The following is a 17,808-nucleotide window of genomic DNA, read 5'->3' as shown; positions in this document are numbered from 1 at the left end:
CTATTCCTCGTCGCGCAGCTTGTACTGCCCGGCCAGCTGCTGCTGCACGTTGGGCGGCACCTGGTCGTAGTGGCTGAGCTCCAGCGTGTAGCTGCCCTGTCCGCTGGTCATCGAATTCAGCCGTGACTGGTAGCCGGAGAGCTCCGACAGCGGCACCTGCGCCCGCACCGCCAGCGAGCCCAGCCCCAGCGCCTGCGTGCCGTTGACCTGGGCCCGCTTCGACGACAGGTCGCCGGTGATGTCGCCGGTGGCGTAGTCGGGCGCGGTGATCTCGACGTTGACGATCGGCTCCAGCACGATCGGGCCGGCCTTCAGCACCGCGTCGATGAAGGCCTTGCGCCCGGCGGTGATGAAGGCGATCTCCTTGCTGTCCACGCTGTGGTGCTTGCCGTCGTAGACGATCACCCGCACGTCCTTCACCGGGTAGCCGGCGATCACCCCGCTGTCCATGGCCTGGCGCACGCCCTTTTCGACGGCGGGCAAAAACTGCCCGGGGATGGTGCCGCCCTTGACCTTGTCGACGAACTCGAAGCCCGCGCCGCGCGGCAGCGGCTCCACCTTCAGGAACACCTCACCGAACTGGCCGGCCCCGCCGGTCTGCTTCTTGTGACGGTGGTGGCCTTCGGCCGGCAGGGTGATGGTTTCGCGGTAGGCGATGCGCGGCGGGCGGGTGTTGACCTCGCACTTGTAGACGTCGGTCAGGCGCTCGAGCAGCGTGCGCAGGTGCAGCTCGCCCAGGCCGTAGACCACCGTCTCGTTGGTGGTGGCCACATGCTCCACCTTCAGGCACGGGTCTTCGTCCACCAGCTTCTGCAGGATGTCCCACATGCGCTGCTCGTCGCCGCGGCGCTTGGGCTCGATGGCCAGGCCGTGCACCGGCACCGGGAAGTCCAGCGGCTTCAGGTGGATGTGGTCGTCCTCGGCCGCATCGTGCAGCACCGCATCGAAATGCAGGTCGTCCACCTTGGCCACCGCGCACAGCTCGCCGGGGCCTGCCCGCGGCACCTCGACATGGTCCTTGCCCTGCAGCATGAACAGGTGGCCCACCTTGAACGGCTTGCGCCCGTCGCCGATGTAGAGCTGGCTGTCGCGCGTGACCGTGCCCTGATGGATGCGGAAGACGCCCATCTTGCCGACGTAGGGGTCCACCGTGACCTTGAACACATGCGCCAGCACGTGCGCCGCCGGGTCGGGCCGGGCCTCGATCGGCCGCGCCTCTTCGCCTTCGCCCTTGAGGAACTGCGGCGGGTTGCCCTCGGTCGGGTTGGGCATCAGCTTGACCAGCACGTCCAGCAGTTCCGCGATGCCGGCGCCGTTGCGTGCCGACACGAAGCAGATCGGGATCAGGTGGCCCTCGCGCAGCGCCTGCTCCAGCGGCGCATGCAGCTCGCTCGGGTCCACGTCGCCGTCGTTGAGGTAGCGCTCGACGAAGGCCGCGTCCACCTCCACCACCTGCTCCACCAGGGCCCGGTGGGCCGCTTCCACGGAGGAGAAATCGGCTTCGCCCGAGGGGTTGAAGAAGCAGTCGACGACGCCGGCGCCGCCTCGAGCCGGCAGGTTGAGCGGCAGGCATTCCTTGCCGAAGGCAGCCTGGATCTGCGTCACGAGCCCCGGCAGGTCCACCCGCTCGGCGTCGATCTTGTTGACGATGATCATGCGGCACAGGTTGCGCTTCGCCGCCCACGCCATCATGCGGGTGCTCATCATCTCGACGCCGGCCTGCGCGCTGATCACCAGCGCCGCGGTGTCCACCGCTTCGAGCGCGGGCAGCGACTGGCCCAGGAAGTCGGGCGACCCGGGCGTGTCGATCAGGTGGATGCGCGTGCCCTGGTGGTGCAGGTGCACCAGCGAGGCATTGATCGAATGCTGGGCCCGCCGCTCCAGCGGGTCGTAGTCGCTCACGGTGGTGCCGCGCTCCAGGCTGCCGGGCGCGCCGATGGCGCCGGACTTGTGCAGCAGGGCTTCGACGAGGCTGGTCTTTCCCGCAGCGGTCTGGCCCACCAGGGCCAGCGTGCGGAGGGCTGCGGTATCGCAGAACGGGGTGTCGGACATGGCGCTCTCCTCGTTGCCGAGCGCCAAGCGTCCGCGCCCGTGGGTGGTGTCGTGGGGGCCTTTGCTGGGGCCAGCGTAAGGGATCGGCTCGCCGCGCACAAGCGGGTCGGCCAGGGCCGGCAAGCTGCTGTTACCACTTGGGGGTTCGACGGCAAGCGCCGGCCGGCATAGCCTTCGGGGCGGCCGCAGGCCGTGCTGTCAAACCGACGTCACGCCGCCCGCGTAGCGTCGCCTTCCCACCAAGAAGAGGAGGTTTCATGAGACTGTTGCGCAACCGCACGGCCCGCATGCTGGCCGCAGCCGCCGCCACGCTGCTGGCGCTTTCCGCAGGCGCTGCCCGGGCCCACGGCGACGACGGCCGCGGCTTTGGCCACCGGGCTGAACCAAGTCCGCTGGTGATCGGCCACCGGGGTGCCAGCGGCTACCTGCCCGAGCACACCCTGGAAAGCTACGCGCTGGCCATCGAGCTGGGGGCCGACTATGTGGAGCCCGACCTGGTGGCCACCAAGGACGGCCATCTCATCGCCCGCCACGAGCCGAACCTGATCGCCACCACCAACGTGAGCGCGCTGCCGCAGTTCGCGGCGCGCAAGCGCACGGTGATGGTCGACGGGGTGCCCGACACCGGCTTCTTCGCCAGCGACTTCACACTGGCCGAGATCCGGCAACTGCGCGCCGTGCAGGCCTTCGGCGATCGCGAGCAGGGCCTGAACGGACAGTTCGGCATTCCCACGCTCGAGGAGGTGATCGCGCTGGTCAAGCGCAAGAGCGACGAAAAGGGCCGGCGCATCGGCATCTATCCCGAGACCAAGCATCCGACGTATCACCAGGGCATCGGCCTGGCGCTGGAAGACCGGCTGCTCGCGGTGCTGCAGAAGGCGGGCTGGAACCACCGCCATGCGCCGGTGTTCATCCAGTCCTTCGAGACCGCCAACCTGCGCTACCTGCGTTCGCGCACCAGCGTGCGGCTGGTGCAGCTGGTGGACGCCAACGACCTCAACCCGGATGGTTCGCTCGACTTCACCAAGCCCTATGACAAGCCGTACGACTGGGTGGTCTCCGGCCGCGCCGGGCTGTTCAAGGACCTGCTCACCCCCGCCGGCCTGGCCGAGGTGCGCACCTATGCCGACGGCGTCGGACCCTGGAAGTACTACCTGATCCCGAGCGCCTGCACGCTGGTCAACGGCGCCTGCAGCGACGTGAACGGCGACGGGGCGGTGAACGAGGCCGACCGCAAGCTGCTGCCGGCCACCGACGTCATTGCCAACGCCCACAAGCTGGGCCTGGTGGTGCATCCGTACACCTTCCGCAACGAACAGCGGCGGCTGGCCACCGACCATGCCGGCAACCCGGTGAACGAATACCTGAGGTTCTTCGAGGCCGGCGTGGATGGCGTGTTCTCGGACTTCGCCGACACCGCGGTGGCAGCCCGGGTCACCTGGAAGCTCAAGCAGGATCCGTCCTATGCGCGCTGCCTGGTGAGCGGGCGCAGGTGCGATCGGGACGATTGAGTCCCGGGGAACCGGCGCTGGTTCAAGGTCAAGGGGCCCGTTTCCGGGCCCCTTTGCGCTTGCGAGGGCAACCTACTGGAACGCCACCTCGGCAAAGCTGCGCAGCTTGCGGCTGTGCAGCTGGTCGAGCCGCTGCTGCCGCAGGATCTCCACCGCCCGGATGCCGATGCGCAGGTGCTGGTCCACCCGCTCGCGGTAGAACTGGTTGGCCATGCCCGGCAGCTTGATCTCGCCGTGCAGCGGCTTGTCGCTCACGCACAGCAAGGTGCCGTAGGGCACGCGGAAGCGGAAGCCGTTGGCGGCGATGGTCGCGCTTTCCATGTCGAGCGCCACCGCCCGGCTCTGGCTGAAGCGCCGCTCCGGCGTGCGCTGGGGCAGCAGCTCCCAGTTGCGGTTGTCGGTCGAGGCCACGGTGCCGGTGCGCATGATGCGCTTGAGCTCGTAGCCGGTGAGCTGGGTGATGTCGGCCACCGCGGTCTGCAGCGCCACCTGCACCTCGGCCAGCGGCGGGATCGGCACCCACAGCGGCAGGTCTTCGTCGAGCACGTGGTCCTCGCGCACATAGCCGTGCGCCAGCACGTAGTCGCCCAGCTGCTGCGTGTTGCGCAGGCCGGCGCAGTGGCCCAGCATGATCCAGGCATGCGGGCGCAGCACCGCGATGTGGTCGGTGATGGTCTTGGCGTTGGCCGGGCCGACGCCGATGTTGACCATCGTGATGCCGGCACGGTCGCGGCGCACCAGGTGGTAGGCCGGCATCTGCGGCATGCGCGGCGGCGGCATGCCCAGGGCGTCGGTGTCCTCGGCAGGCATGCCGGCACGGCGCGTCACCACGTTGCCCGGCTCCACGAAGGCGACGTAGTCGTCGCTGGTGGTGCCGGTGAACAGCGGCGCCTGGCCGGGCTCGCGTGCCATCAGCTCGCGGCCCAGGCGCACGAACTCGTCGATGTAGAACTGGTAGTTCGTGAACAGCACGAAGTTCTGGAAGTGCTCGGGCGCGGTGCCGGTGTAGTGCCGCAGCCGGTGCAGCGAATAGTCGACCCGCGGGCCGGTGAACAGCGCCAGCGGCTGCGGTTCGCCGGGCGCCGGCTCGTAGGTGCCGTTGGCGATGCCGTCGTCCATGGCGCCCAGGTCGGGCAGGTCGAACACGTCGCGCATCAGCAGGCGCCGCTCGACGCTCAGGCTGCCCTCGATGTGGTCGTGCTCGGCGAGCGAAAAATGCACCGGGATGGGCTGCACGCTCGTGCCCACTTCCAGTGCGACGCCATGGTTCTTCAGCAGCAGGCGGAATTGCTCGAGGTAGTAGTCGCCGAACAGGTCGGGCCGCGTGAGGGTGGTTTCGTAGGTGCCGGGGCCGGCGACGAAGCCGTAGGAGAGGCGCGAGTCGGCCCGTGCCACGGTGTCGGTGTGCACGCGCACGAAGGGGTAGCAGGCCCGCACGTGCTGCGAGAAGCTGTCGCCGGTGACGAAGCGCTGCAGCATGTCGCGCAGGTGGCCCACGTTGTGCTCGTAGATGGCGCTGACGCGTTCCAGCGCGGCGGACGGGTCGTCGAAGCGAGCCGTTTCGAAACCGGTGGGGGCAAGGAAGGAGACAGGCATGCCCTATTGTGACGGCATCGGGCACCCGGGGTGGCCGTTGCCGGCCCGCAGCCGCGGCGTTGCACCCCCGCTTGCCTATACAAGCGTTATCACCATTGCATGCGAATCCGGTTGCCCTAGACTCGCGCGACTTCTCCAGGCCCTCGTCATCCACAAGGTGACCCCCTCATGAAGAGACGACATCTCGCTGCGGCCCGCCATATCCTGGCGGCCGGCCTCGCGGTCTGCGGGCTTGCTGCCCAGGCAGCCGGCACGCTGATCTACTGCTCCGAAGGCAGCCCCGAGGGGTTCGACCCTGCGCGCTACACCGCGGGCACCACCTTCGACGCCGCCTCGCAGCCCATCTTCAACCGGCTGGTCGAGTTCGAGCGCGGCGGCACGACGATCGAGCCTGGGCTGGCCGAGAAGTGGGAGGTCAGCGCCGACGGCCTGACCTACACCTTCCACCTGCGCCGCGGCGTCAGGTTCCACACCACCGACTGGTTCAAGCCGGGCCGCGACTTCAACGCCGACGACGTCGTCTTCACCTTCGACCGCATGGTCAACAAGGACAACGCCTTCCAGAAGGCGGCGCCGGTGGCCTTCGAGTACGCCGCCGACATGGGGCTGCCCGACAACCTCGCGAAGATCGAGAAGCCCGACAGCCACACGGTGCGCTTCACCCTCAAGCAGGTGGACGCCGCCTTCCTGGCCAACCTGGCGATGGATTTCGCCTCCATCCACTCGGCCGAATACGCGGACCAGCTGCTCAGGAACGGCACCCCGCAGGACTTCAACACCCGGCCGGTGGGCACCGGGCCTTTCGTCTTCAGGCGCTACGAAAAGGACGCGCAGATCCGCTATGCCGCCAACCCGACCTACTTCCGCGGCAAGGCCGCCATCGACCAGCTGATCTTCGCGATCACCAAGGACTCGGCGGTGCGGCTGCAGAAGCTCAAGGCCGGCGAGTGCCACGTCTCGTCGTACCCGAAGCCGGCCGAGGTGGAGGTGCTCAGGAAGGACCCGAAGATCAAGCTGCTCACCCAGCCGGGGCTCAACGTCGGCTACCTGTCGCTCAACGTGACGCACAAGCCGTTCGACAGCGTCGACGTGCGGCGTGCCGTCAACATGGCGATCGACAAGAAGGCGCTGCTCGACGCGGTGTACCAGGGCGCAGGCACGGTGGCGGTCAACCCCATCCCGCCGGCGATGTGGTCCTACAACAGGCAGGTGAAGGACTACGAGTACAGCCCGCAGAACGCACGTGCCCTGCTGGCCAAGGCGGGCTACCCCAACGGCTTCGAGACCACGCTGTGGGCGCTGCCGGTGCAGCGGCCCTACAACCCCAACGGCGCGCAGGCGGCCGAGCTGATCCAGGCCGACCTCGCCAAGGTCGGCATCCGGACCCGCATCGTCAAGTACGAGTGGGCCGAATACCTGAAGCGCGCCAAGGCCGGTGAAAGCGACATCGGCATGTTCGGCTGGAACGGCGACAACGGCGACCCCGACAACTTCCTGGCCACGCTGCTGAGCTGCGCCGCGGTGGGCAGCTCGAACTACAGCCAGTGGTGCCACAAGGAATACGACGATCTCATCAACAAGGCCAGGCAGACCACGCGGCTGGCCGAGCGCACGAAGCTCTACGAAAGAGCCCAGGAGGTCTTCAAGCGCGAGGCGCCCTGGGTCCCGATGGCGCACTCGGTGGTGGTGCAGCCGATGCTGAAGAACGTCGAGGGCTTCAGGATGAGCCCCTTTGCCATTGCACAGTTCTACGGAGTGAGCCTGAAGTGAAGACGATGCAACAAGAAGAGGGCGCGCGCCGCCCCGGCCGCCTCGCGCTGGCCTGGGTGGCGGCACTGCCGGCGGCGCTGCTGGCGGGCTGCGCCGCCCATCAGCAGCCGGCGGGATCCGCGGCAGCGGGAGGCACGGCGGCGCAGCCGCCGATCGTGATGGTGGCGCAGCCGCATTCCGGCCTCGATCGCAACGGCTTCGATGCGGCCGTACGGCCGCAGGACGACCTGTTCCGCGCCGCCAACGGACGCTGGCTCAAGGAGTCGCCCATCCCGCCGGACAAGGCCGATCACGGTCTGGCCATCCAGTTGCGCGACCGCTCCGACGAACGCGTGCGCAAGATCGTCGAGGAACTCGCCGCCGGTTCGCAGGCGCCCGGCAGCGACGCGCAGAAGATCGGCGACTACTACCGCAGCTACCTCGACGAAGCCGCCATCGAAAGCGCCGGGCTGGCACCGCTGGCCCCCTGGCTGGCCGAGATCGACGGCCTGAAGGACAAGGCCGGGCTGGCCGCGCTGATGGGCCGGCTGCAGGGGGTGGTGCCGGTACCGCTGGTGATGTGGATCGATGCCGATGCCAAGGACCCGGGCATCTACCGGGCGGTCACCTGGCAGGACGGCCTGGGCCTGCCCAACCGCGACTACTACCTGAAGAGCGAAGAGCGGTTCGCCAAGGCGCGCGAGGCCTACCTGGGCTATCTCGAGTCGCTGTTGTCGCTGGGCGGCAGCGGCGATGCGCAGCGCCAAGCCAAGGTCGTGTTCGCCCTCGAGGAAAGGCTCGCCCGGGTGCAATGGTCGCCGGTGGACAACCGCAACCCGCTGAAGACCTACAACCCCATGACGCCGGCCGCGCTCAGGCGGGCCGCGCCCGGGTTCGACTGGCCCGGCTTCCTGAAGGGAGCCATGCTGGCCGACGTCGACAAGCTCACCGTGGCGCAGCCGAGCTATGTGCGCGGCTTCTCGGCCCTGGTGCAGACCACGTCGCTGGCCGCCTGGAAGCAGTACCTGCGCGTGCGGCTGCTCGACTCACGCGCCGAGGTGCTGCCCGCGGCATTCCGCGACGCGCACTTCGCCTTCCACGGCAAGGCCATCCGCGGCCAGCAGCAGGACCGCCCGCGCTGGCAGAAGGCCACCGAGTCGCTCGACGGCGCGCTGGGCGAGGCGGTGGGCCGCATCTACGTGAGCCGGCATTTCCCGCCGGCGCACAAGGCGCGCATGCAGGAGCTGGTGGCCAACCTGCTGGCCGCCTATGGCGAGTCGATCGACGGCCTCACCTGGATGAGCGACACCACCAAGCAGCGAGCCCGGCAGAAGCTCGCGAAGTACGTCGCCAAGATCGGCTACCCCGACCAGTGGCGCGACTACTCGAAGCTCGACGTGCGTGCCGGCGACGCCTTCGGCAACGTGGTGCGCGCCGGCCGCTTCGAGTACGAGCGCACCGCGGCGCGCGCCGGCAAGCCGGTGGATCGCGGCGAATGGGGCATGACGCCGCAGAAGGTCAATGCCTACTACAACCCGAGCTTCAACGAGATCGTGTTCCCCGCGGCCATCCTGGAGCCGCCGTTCTTCGACATGGGGGCCGACGACGCGGTGAACTACGGCGCCATCGGCGCCATCATCGGCCACGAGATCAGCCACGGCTTCGACGACCAGGGCAGCCAGTTCGACGGCGACGGCCGTCTGAACAACTGGTGGACGGCCGCCGACCGCAAGGCCTTCGAGGCACTGGGCGCCAGGCTGGTGGCGCAGTACGGCGCCTACGAGCCCCTTCCCGGACACAAGGTCAACGGCCGCCTCACGCTCGGCGAGAACATCGCCGACCTTTCCGGCCTGCAGATCGCCTTCAAGGCCTATCAGATCTCGCAGCGCGGCAAGCCGGTGCCGGTGATCGACGGGCTCACCGGCGACCAGCGCTTCTTCCTGGGCTGGGCCCAGGCGTGGCGTTCGCAGCGGCGCGAGGCACGCACCTTGCAACTGCTGACCATCGACTCGCACTCGCCGGCGGAATTCCGCGCCAACGGTCCCGCAGTCAACACCGACGGCTTCCACCAGAGCTTCGGCACGCAGCCCGGCGACGGCATGTACAAGCCGGCCGAAACGCGCATCCGCATCTGGTGAAGGCCGCGATCACCACCACAGGGGAAACAAGCAACATGCAGCACGACATCCGACACCGCGACACCCGACGCTGCCTCCTGGCCGCGTCCCTGGCGCTGGGCGCCGCCGCGACCGCTCATGCCGCCGGCACGCTGACCGTGTGCACCGAAGCCTCGCCCGACGGCTTCGACATCGCGCAGTACGAGTCGGCCGTGACCAACGACGCCGCCGGCCGCACGATCTACGACCAGCTGCTGAGCTTCAAGCCCGGCACTACCGAGATCCGCCCGGGGCTGGCCGAGAAGTGGGACATCAGCGCCGACGGCCTCGTCTACACCTTCCAGCTGCGCAAGGGCGTGAAGTTCCACACCACCCCGTGGTTCAAGCCGACGCGCGACTTCAACGCAGACGACGTGGTCTGGTCGATCAACCGCGTGAACGACAAGAAGCATCCGGCGCACGGCGTGGCCAAGAACGGCTACGTCTACTGGGAGGGCATGGGCATGTCCTCGCTCATCAAGTCGGTCGAGAAGGTGAACGACCACACGGTGCGCATCACGCTCACCCGGCCCGAGGCTCCGTTCCTCGCCGACATGGCGATGGAAGCCATCGGCTCCATCTACTCGGCCGAGTACGGCGAGCAGCTGCAGAAGGCCGGCAAGCTGGGCGACATCAACACCCAGCCGGTGGGCAGCGGCCCCTTCGTGTTCCAGAGCTACCAGAAGGACGCGGTGATCCGCTACAACGCCAACCCCGCCTACTGGGGCGGCGTGCCCAAGATCGACAAGCTCATCTTCGCGATCACGCTCGACCCCAACGTGCGGGTGCAGCGGCTGAAGGCCGGCGAGTGCCTGGTGGGCACCAACATGAAGGCCGAGACCGCCGGCACGTTCGACAAGGACCCGAACGTGCAGATCGTGCGCAACAACCCGCTGCTCACCGAATACATCGCGCCCAACACCAAGCGCAAGTTCCTGTCCGACAAGCGCTTCCGCGAGGCGCTGTGGCTCGCGCTCGACAAGAAGACCTACATCCAGGCGGTGTACGGCGGCCATGCCTCGCCGGCTGCCAGCTTCCTGCCGCCCAGCATGTGGGGTCACGACAAGACCCTGCTCAACCGCCACGACCCGAAGAAGGCGGAGCAGCTGGTCAAGGCCAGCGGCTACGACGGCACCGAGCTCGCGATCTTCACCCGCATCGGCGGCAGCATCGACGCCAAGCGGGCCGCCGAGCTGATGCAGGCCGACTGGGCCAAGGTCGGCATCAAGGCCAGGGTTCAGATGATCGAATGGGGCGAGATGCTCAAGCGCACCGGCAAGGGCGAGCACGACATCACCTTCCTGCGCTGGGCCGGCGACAACGGCGACCCCGACAACTTCTTCTCGACCAACCTCGCCTGTGCCGCGGTGGAAGGCGGCGGCAACAAGAGCCAGTGGTGCAACAAGCAGTTCGACGAGCTCATCGACCTGGCGCGCAAGACCACCGACCCGAAGAAGCGCAACGACCTCTACATGAAGGCCCAGCGCGTGCTGTACGACGACGTGGGCACCATCCCGCTGGTCTACCCGGTCTACATGACGGCGGTGAACAAGCGGGTGTCGGGCTACATCCCGAGTCCCTTCACCCACAACGACTTCCGCCACGTGAGCCTGAAGTGACCGCCATGCGCAGCGCACGCCATGGCTGTGTCGCAGCCGCCTTGCTCGGCATGGCCGGCGCACACGCCGCCGGCACGCTGACCTTCTGCGCCGACAGCGCGCCGGAAGGCTTCGACATCGCCCAGTACGAGACCGTGGACACCAACGATGCCGCCGGCCTCACGCTGTACGACCAGCTGCTGCAGATGAAGCCCGGCACCACCGAGGTGGTGCCCGGGTTGGCCGAGCGCTGGCAGATCAGCCCCGATGGCCTGGCCTACACGCTGCATCTGCGCCGCGGCGTCAAGTTCCACACCACGCCGTGGTTCAAGCCCGGCCGCGACATGAATGCCGACGACGTGGTGTGGTCCATCCAGCGCATCAACGACAGGAACCACCCCGCGCACGCCGCCGCTCGCAACGGATTCCCGTACTGGGCCGGCATGAGCATGCGCGAGCTCGTCAAGTCGGTCGAGAAGATCGACTCGCACACGGTGCGCATCACGCTCACCCGTCCCGAGGCGCCCTTCATCGCCAACCTGACCATGGCCTCGATCGCCTCGGTGTATTCGGCCGAATACGGCGAGCAGCTGCGCAAGGCCGGCACGCTCGAGCAGATCAACACCCAGCCCGTCGGCACCGGCCCGTTCGTCTTCAAGAGCTACCAGAAGGACGCGGTGATCCGCTACGAAGCCAACAAGGCCTACTGGGGCGGTGTGCCGAAGATCGACCAGCTCGTGTTCGCGATCACGCCCGACCCGGCCGTGCGGGTGCAGCGGGTGAAGGCCGGTGAATGCCTGGTGACCGGCGAGCTGCCGGGCGACAACGCGCGCGCCTTCGACGGCGATGCCCGCATCAACGTCGTGCGCGGCCAGCCGCTCACCACCGCCTACCTCGCGCCCAATTCGCAGCGCAAGTTCCTTTCGGACAAGCGCTTTCGCGAGGCGCTGTCGCTGGCCATCGACCGCGCCACCTATGTGAAGTCGGTCTACGGCGGCAACGCCACCGTGGCGGGCAGCTTCCTGCCACCGGGCATCTGGAGCCACGATGGGTCGATCCGTCGGCCCTACGACCCCGAGCGCGCACGGGCGCTGGTCCAGGCCTCAGGCTACGACGGCAGCGAGCTCACCCTCTTTGCCACCGCCCGCAACAGCGACATCAAGCGCGGCGTCGAGCTGCTGCAGGCCGACTGGGCCAAGGTCGGCGTGAAGGTGCGGCCGCAGCTCATGGAGCTGGGCGAGCTCTACAAGCGCACCGGCAAGGGCGAGCACGACATCGCGCTGCTCAGCTGGTTCAGCGACAACGGGGACCCGGACAACTTCCTCACGCCCAACCTCAGTTGCGCTGCGGTCGAAGGCGGCGGCAACAAGAGCCGCTGGTGCCACAAGGCCTTCGACGAGCTGCTCGCCGCCGCCCGCGCGACGGCCGACGTGAAGAAGCGCGCCGGGCTGTACCTGAAGGCCCAGCGCCTGCTGCACGAGGAGACCGGCCTCATCCCGCTGGCCAACCGGCAGCTGGTCGCGGCCGCCCACAAGCGGGTGTCGGGCTATGTGGCCACGCCCTTCGGCGGCAATGACTTCCGCGCCGCCCGCGTTGATTGACGGCTGCCCACCATGATCGGATTCCTGCTGCGCCGCCTCGCGCTCGTCATTCCCACCTTCCTCGGCATCACGCTGCTGGCGTTTTCGCTGATCCACCTCATCCCCGGCGACCCGGTGCAGGTGATGGCCGGCGAACGCCGGCTCGACCCGGCCTTCCACGCCGAGGTGCTGCACCGCCTGGGCCTCGACCGGCCGCTGTGGGAGCAATACCTCGCCTACCTCTGGAAGGCGCTGCATCTCGACCTGGGCGAGTCGTTCGTCACCCATGAGGCGGTGTGGAGCGAGTTCCTGAAGCTCTTCCCGGCCACGCTGGAGCTGTCGATCTGCGCCATGCTGTTCGCCGTGGTGGCGGGGCTGCTCGCCGGCGTGCTGGCTGCCATCAAGCGCGGCTCGGTGCTCGACCATGGCGTGATGGGCCTGTCGCTCACCGGCTTCTCGATGCCGATCTTCTGGTGGGGCCTGCTGCTCATCATGTTCTTCTCGGTCTACATGCGCGACTGGGCGCCGGAGTTCGCGCTGCCGGTGTCCGGCCGCATGGCGCTGGAGTTCGACATCGCGCCTCGCACCGGCTTCATGCTGATCGACGCCTGGCTGTCGGGCGAGCCGGGCGCCTTCAAGTCGGCGGTGGCCCACCTGGTGCTGCCGTCCATCGTGCTGGGCACGGTGCCGCTGGCGGTCATCGCGCGGATGACGCGTTCATCGATGCTCGAGGTGCTGCGCGAGGACTATGTGCGCACCGCCCGGGCGAAGGGCCTGTCGCCGGTGCGGGTGGTGTTCGTGCATGCGCTGCGCAATGCGCTGGTGCCGGTGGTCACGGTGATCGGGCTGCTGGTGGGCACGCTGCTGGGCGGGGCGGTGCTGACCGAGACGATCTTTTCCTGGCCGGGCGTGGGCAAGTGGCTCATCGATGCGATCAGCCGGCGGGACTACCCGGTGGTGCAGGGCGGCATCCTGATCACGGCGACGCTGGTGATCGGGGTGAACCTCCTGGTCGATGTGCTGTATGGGTTGATCAATCCGCGGATCCGGCATGCGAAGTGACTGCTGCTTGGCTTTGGACGCGTTCAACGACCCTCCGTTCGGGCTGAGGTATCGAAGCCCTGCGCAGACCGCTGTGGCCCTTCGATACCTCAGGGCGAACGGAATGCGTGGGTTCACAGCAGCACAAGACATTCCCACACCAGAGCAACCAAGGCAATGAGCGCCGTCCTCTCCACCGAAGAACAAAGCCACGCCGGAGCGCCGCCCTCGAGCCTGAAGGACTTCTGGCGCAGCTTCGCCCACAACAAGGGCGCCGTCGCCGGCCTCGTCTTTTTCAGCTTCATCGTCGCTTGCGCGCTGCTGGCCGGCGTACTCGCCCCCCACGACCCCGTCGAGCAATACCGCGACGCGCTGCTCACGCCGCCGATGTGGCAGGAAGGCGGCAGCGCGCGCTTCCCGCTGGGCACCGACGACATCGGCCGCGACGTCCTGTCGCGCCTGCTCCATGGCGCCCGGCTGTCGCTCCTGATCGGCCTGGTGGCCGTGCTGCTGTCCATGCTTCCCGGCATCGCGCTGGGCCTGGCGGCCGCCTTCTTCCCGCGCGTGGGCATGGCCATCCTGCGGCTCATGGACGTGATGCTGGCGCTGCCCAGCCTGCTGCTGGCCATCGCGGTGGTGGCGGTGCTGGGCCCCGGGCTCGTCAACACCATGCTGGCCATCGCGCTGGTGGCGATTCCGGGCTATGTGCGCCTCGTGCGCGCCTCGGCCATGTCGGAGCTCGCCAAGGACTACGTGGTCGCCTCGCGCCTGGCCGGCGCCGGCACGCTGCGGCTCATGTTCGACACCGTGCTGCCCAACTGCATGGCGCCGGTCATCGTCACGGCCACGCTCGGCTTCTCGGACGCGATCCTCACCGCCGCCGCGCTGGGCTTCCTCGGCCTGGGCGCGCAGCCGCCCACGCCCGAGTGGGGCACCATGCTCGCCTCCGCCCGCGACTACATCGAGCGCGCCAACTGGGTCGTCACGCTGCCGGGCGTGGCCATCCTCACCACCGTGCTCGCCATCAACCTGATGGGCGACGGCCTGCGCGATGCGCTCGACCCGCGCATGAAGCGCCTTTCCTGAACCCCGCCATGAGCCATCTCCTCGAGATCCGCAACCTGAAGGTCGAGTTCGGCCCCAAGGACCACCCCTTCGCCGCCGTGCAGGGCGTGGACGTCACGCTCGACCGCGGCGAACTGCTGGGCGTCGTGGGCGAGTCCGGTTCGGGCAAGAGCGTCAGCATGCTGGCGCTGATGGGCCTCGTGGAGGCGCCCGGCCGCGTGAGCGCCGACGTGCTGCGCTTCGACGGGCACGACCTGCTGACGCTCGCCCCGAAGGAGCGCCGGCGCATCGTCGGCCGCGACATGGCGATGATCTTCCAGGACCCGATGACCAGCCTGAACCCCAGCTACACGGTGGGCTTCCAGATCGCCGAGACGCTGAAGGTGCACGAGAACCTGAAGCGCGGGCAGCTGCGCGACCGGGCGCTCGAGCTGCTGAAACTGGTGGAGATCCCCGACCCGGAATCGCGCCTGTCGGCCTACCCGCACCAGCTCTCCGGCGGCATGAGCCAGCGGGTGATGATCGCCATGGCGCTGGCCTGCCACCCCAAGCTGCTGATCGCCGACGAGCCCACCACGGCCCTCGACGTCACCATCCAGGCGCAGGTGCTCGACCTGCTGGTGAACCTGCAGCGCCGGCAGGACATGGCGCTGGTGCTCATCACCCACGACCTCGCGCTGCTGGCCGAACATGCGAAACGCATTGCGGTCATGTATGCCGGTGAAGTGGTCGAGACGCAGACCGTGCCGGCCCTGTTCGAGCGGCCGCACCATCCCTACACCGCCGCGCTGCTGGCTTCCATTCCCGAAGCGAGCCGCGGTGCGAAGCGCCTGCCCACGCTGGCCGGCGTGGTGCCCGGCCAGTACGACCGGCCGCAGGGCTGCCTGCTGTCGCCGCGCTGCCCGAGGGTGCAGACCGAGTGCCGCACCACCCACCCGGGCCTGCTGCCCATGCCCGACGGCAGCCGGGCTCGCTGCCTGTTTCCGTTGAATACCAACGCGGGCTCGGAGGTCTGCGCATGAACACGACGCCAGCCTCACCCCTGCTCGAGGCGCGCGACCTGTCGCGCCACTACAGCGTCTCGCGCGGCCTGTTCAAGCCGCATGCCACGGTGAAGGCGCTCAACGGCGTGAGCTTTTCGCTGGCCGCCGGCGAGACGCTGGCGGTGGTGGGCGAGTCGGGCTGCGGCAAGTCCACGCTGGCGCGCGCGCTCACGCTGATCGAGAAACCCACCGCCGGCCGCCTGAGCCTGCACGGCCACGACGTGACGAGCGCCACGCCCGGCGAAACCCGCACGCTGCGCAAGCTGGTGCAGATGGTGTTCCAGAACCCGTATGCCTCGCTCAACCCGCGCAAGCGGGTGGCGCAGATGCTCGATGAGCCGCTGCTGCTCAACACGCCGCTTTCGGCCGCCGAGCGGCGCGAACGGGTGGCCGACATGCTGGCCCAGGTGGGCCTGCGGCCCGAACACGCCCAGCGCTATCCGCACATGTTCTCGGGCGGCCAGCGGCAGCGCATCGCCATCGCCCGCGCGATGATGCTCAGCCCGCGGCTGCTGGTGGCCGACGAGCCGACCTCGGCGCTCGACGTGTCGATCCAGGCGCAGATCCTCAACCTGTTCATGGACCTGCAGGAGCGCACCGGCATCACCTATGTGTTCATCTCGCACAACCTGTCGGTGGTGGAGCACATCGCCGACCGGGTGATGGTCATGTACCTGGGCCGGGTGGTGGAGTTCGCACCCAAGGCCACGCTCTTCGCGCAGCCGCTGCACCCGTACACCCGGGCGCTGCTGTCGGCCACCCCGAGCCTCGACCCCGCGCGCCGGGCGAAGAAGATCCGCATCACCGGCGAGCTGCCGTCGCCGCTGAACCCGCCGTCGGGCTGCGCCTTCCACAAGCGCTGCCCGCATGCCACAGCGGTGTGCACCGAGCAAGTGCCTGAATTGCGCGCGCTTGATGCAAATCAAGTCGCCTGCCATCACGCCGAAGAAATCGCGAGAAGCCCGCTGTTGCCTGCGTGATGCACCCGGTGTGCACAAACTGACGGCCCCTTCATCCAGAGGGGGTGATAGGCGGGAATATTTCCCACGGCGTCGTTTGTGCTGTCTGATCGGGGGCCCCGCCGCAGTTTCATCCTGATACAAAGATCGCATGGGCGCAGCGATCTCGGCAACCACAGCCAGCGGCAGGGCCGCGGAGCAGGCGGGGGGAACTTCGGTGGACATCCGCCGCTTTTCCGCCGGCTTGCGAGGCGCCACTGCGTTGCTCGTCACGCTGCTGCTGAGCACCGCCGAGCAGCCGCTCGGGCCGCTGGCGCTGGCCATTTCGCTCGTCTACGGCGGCTGGTCGGCCTATGCCCTGTGGATCGAGGCGACCGGGCGCCTGCGTGCCGATGCCCTGTGGCATTTCTGGGTCGACATGGGCTGGGCGGCGGTGATGCTGCAGCTCACCGACTCGGTGTCGCTCATGCTGGTCATCACCATGGTGCAGCCGGTCGTCCTGGCCAGCATCGGCCACGGCGTGCGGCACGGGGTGGTGCTGGCGATGTTCGGCGCGGCCGGCGTGCTGTTCAACCGCGGCGCCGGCTCGATGGCCGAGCTGAGCGCCACCCAGGTGGTGCTGGCGCTCGCGGTGCTGTTCGTGGTGCCCGGCACGGCGCTGCTGGCGCGTCCGATGAGCCTGATGCGCAGCCGCATGGCGCTGGTGGACGAGCTCGAGTGCCAGGTGGACCCACGGCGCGGCCTGGAGCCCATCTGCAACGCGCTGGTCGAGCGCCTGCGCACCGGCGCCGACGCCGAGCTGGTGGCCCTGGTGCTGCCCAGCCACCTGGGCGCGCCGGCCATGATGGCGAGCCGCGACGAAGGCAGCTTCCGCGCGTCGGCCACCGTGCACGGGCGCATCGAGGAGCTGCTGCGCGACCTGCCGGCCTGTGCCGCCACCTACACGCGCCGCAGCTGGTGGGACCCGCGCCCGCCGGCACGCCTGCTGGGGGCACGCATGGAGGCGGCCTCGAAGCAGCAGGCGCAGCAGCTGGCCGCTCTCGCCGCCCTGCTCGACGTGCGCTGCCTTCAGGTGGTGCCGCTCGTGCGCTACACCCGCCGCCACGGGCACCTCGTGGTGGCCTACCGGTCGGTGCGCGACGGCGCCGCAAGCGTGGCCGCCCTGTCGCAAACCGCCACCGAGCTGCTGCGCATCGTCGAGCAGGCCGCGCTGGTGGACCAGCTGCAGGAAGAAAGCGCCGGCCACGAGCGCGCCCGCATCGGCCGCGACCTGCACGACAGCGCCATCCAGCCCTACCTCGGGCTCAAGTACGCGGTCGAATGCGTGGCGCTGCGCATCCCGCAGGACAACCCGGCGCGTGCCGAGGTGGATGCGCTGGCCGAGCTGGTCAACAGCGAGGTGTCCGCCCTGCGCGAGCTGATCTCCGGCCTGCGCACCGGCAATGCACGCGGCGACAA

The 17,808-nt window shown here is 68.7% G+C and carries 11 protein-coding genes and 1 pseudogene; 10 read left to right on the top strand and 2 right to left on the bottom strand.

The features are described from left to right. Positions 1 to 2,052, bottom strand: coding sequence for an elongation factor G (fusA, locus tag E8D38_RS02580; RefSeq protein WP_140626149.1), 2,052 nt, complete (start codon positions 2,050 to 2,052; stop codon positions 1 to 3). A 257-nt stretch (positions 2,053 to 2,309) separates the two neighbouring features. Here fusA and E8D38_RS02575 point away from each other — a divergent pair, with 257 nt between their 5' ends. Next, entirely contained in the window at positions 2,310 to 3,563 is a 1,254-nt protein-coding gene (locus E8D38_RS02575) for a glycerophosphodiester phosphodiesterase (RefSeq protein WP_246099315.1), read from the top strand. A 72-nt stretch (positions 3,564 to 3,635) separates the two neighbouring features. On the opposite strand, the gene E8D38_RS02570 is transcribed toward E8D38_RS02575, so the two are convergent. Further along, positions 3,636 to 5,159 (bottom strand): AMP nucleosidase, encoded by a 1,524-nt coding sequence (locus E8D38_RS02570; protein ID WP_140626148.1) that lies wholly within the window; start codon positions 5,157 to 5,159, stop codon positions 3,636 to 3,638. 168 nt (positions 5,160 to 5,327) lie between these two features. Here E8D38_RS02570 and E8D38_RS02565 point away from each other — a divergent pair, with 168 nt between their 5' ends. From E8D38_RS02565 to E8D38_RS02525, 9 genes and pseudogenes are all read left to right on the top strand, one after another. Next, entirely contained in the window at positions 5,328 to 6,929 is a 1,602-nt protein-coding gene (locus tag E8D38_RS02565) for an ABC transporter substrate-binding protein (RefSeq protein WP_140626147.1), read from the top strand. A gap of 5 nt (positions 6,930 to 6,934) precedes the next feature. Then, a complete protein-coding gene (locus E8D38_RS02560; RefSeq protein WP_140626146.1) occupies positions 6,935 to 9,046 on the top strand; it encodes a M13 family metallopeptidase in 2,112 nt (703 codons plus the stop codon). 35 nt (positions 9,047 to 9,081) lie between these two features. Then, on the top strand, positions 9,082 to 10,683 hold the full coding sequence (locus E8D38_RS02555) for an ABC transporter substrate-binding protein (RefSeq protein ID WP_140626145.1): 1,602 nt from the start codon (positions 9,082 to 9,084) through the stop codon (positions 10,681 to 10,683). 5 nt (positions 10,684 to 10,688) lie between these two features. Then, on the top strand, positions 10,689 to 12,263 hold the full coding sequence (locus E8D38_RS02550) for an ABC transporter substrate-binding protein (RefSeq protein WP_140626144.1): 1,575 nt from the start codon (positions 10,689 to 10,691) through the stop codon (positions 12,261 to 12,263). A gap of 12 nt (positions 12,264 to 12,275) precedes the next feature. Then, entirely contained in the window at positions 12,276 to 13,304 is a 1,029-nt protein-coding gene (locus tag E8D38_RS02545) for an ABC transporter permease subunit (RefSeq protein ID WP_140626143.1), read from the top strand. Between the two features lie 156 nt (positions 13,305 to 13,460). Next, positions 13,461 to 14,369 (top strand): ABC transporter permease subunit, encoded by a 909-nt coding sequence (locus E8D38_RS02540; RefSeq protein ID WP_140626142.1) that lies wholly within the window; start codon positions 13,461 to 13,463, stop codon positions 14,367 to 14,369. A gap of 8 nt (positions 14,370 to 14,377) precedes the next feature. Then, entirely contained in the window at positions 14,378 to 15,370 is a 993-nt protein-coding gene (locus E8D38_RS02535; protein WP_140626141.1) for an ABC transporter ATP-binding protein, read from the top strand. Then, positions 15,367 to 16,371 carry a peptide ABC transporter ATP-binding protein gene (locus E8D38_RS02530; RefSeq protein ID WP_140626140.1) on the top strand — a complete coding sequence of 335 codons (1,005 nt, stop codon included), beginning with the start codon at positions 15,367 to 15,369 and terminating at the stop codon, positions 16,369 to 16,371. Before E8D38_RS02535 ends, E8D38_RS02530 begins: the two co-directional genes overlap by 4 nt. Before the next feature lie 130 nt (positions 16,372 to 16,501). Continuing rightward, a pseudogene (locus tag E8D38_RS02525) lies at positions 16,502 to 17,779 on the top strand (histidine kinase); the annotation flags it as partial. Positions 17,780 to 17,808 lie beyond the last annotated feature (29 nt).

The organism is Methylibium rhizosphaerae (assembly GCF_006386545.1).
GTDB lineage: Bacteria > Pseudomonadota > Gammaproteobacteria > Burkholderiales > Burkholderiaceae_C > Pseudorivibacter > Pseudorivibacter rhizosphaerae.
This window is presented reverse-complemented; position numbering and strand designations above follow the sequence as displayed.